General features: G+C 64.0%; 1 protein-coding gene. It reads right to left on the bottom strand.

Translation table 11 applies throughout. The features are described 5' to 3' along the window. Window positions 1-137: 137 nt before the first annotated feature. A partial coding sequence (locus ISG29_RS20415) for an IS3 family transposase (protein ID WP_194505290.1) occupies window positions 138-1012 on the bottom strand: 875 nt, incomplete at its 5' end.

Below are 1012 nucleotides of genomic sequence, written 5' to 3'. Positions count from 1 at the left end.
CTGCTCGGCCCCAGTTCTCTGGTCCAACACTTGTTTGAGCTTGTGCCGATCGTGCGTCGGACGTTGCGCTGGGATCGGCATGTTCGAACTGGTCCACTTGCGGTGGTGGTAGGGACTCTCATCGGCTACCACCTCTTTCACGGACAACTCGCCTCGTCGAGCATCTTGGCGTACTTCGAGGGTGTCATGCCAGCGAGGCTTCGGTGCGGGCGGACGGTGTTGTACTTGATGAGCCACTCGTCGACAACGTGCTGGACCTCGAGCACGGAGTGGTAGACCTCGTGGCCGAACACCTCGCGTTCCATCGTGCCGTTGAACCGCTCGGTGTAACCGTTCTGCCAGGGGCTGGCCTTGGCGATGAAGACCCCGCGGACCTCTTGAGCACCCAGCCAGTCCAGCAACGTGTCGGCGATGAACTCCCGGCCGTTGTCGGCCCGGATCAGAGTCGGCTTGCCGTGCCGCTCGAACAACTTGGCCAGATGTGCCTGGACACTCTTGGCGCCGATGCTGCGGGCCGCGTGGGACCCCAGGCCGAGCCGTGTGAACTCATCCATCACGTTCAACACACGGATAGGACGCCCGTCACTGGTGCGGCGCTTGATGAAGTCGTAGGACCAGATGTGATTGCGGTACTCCGGCGGCAGTCTCCAGATGCTGTTCGCGTCCTCGCCCAGCGCCTTCTGCCCGCTGCTCTTGGCCTTCTGCGGGGGCACCTGGAGGCCCTCTCGGCGCCACAACCGCTCAACGCGCTTCTTGTTCACCGGCCAGCCTTCCTCGACCAGCAGCCCGCAGATCATCCGGTAGCCCCACTTCGGATGCTCATCGGCCAGCTCGACCATCCGCGCGACCAAGCTCTCCTCGAAGTCCGAGGGCCTGGGCACGTACCTGTTGCTCGACCGGTGCTGCCCGACCAGCCGGCAGGCACGGCGCTCACTGACCTTGTGCTTGCGCATCAGCATCGCCACCGCGTCCCGCCGCTTGGCCGGGCTTAGAAGTTTCCCTTCGCGACATC

It is taken from the genome of Nocardioides acrostichi (assembly GCF_015319165.1).
In the GTDB taxonomy this organism is placed as follows: domain Bacteria; phylum Actinomycetota; class Actinomycetes; order Propionibacteriales; family Nocardioidaceae; genus Nocardioides; species Nocardioides acrostichi.
This window is presented reverse-complemented; position numbering and strand designations above follow the sequence as displayed.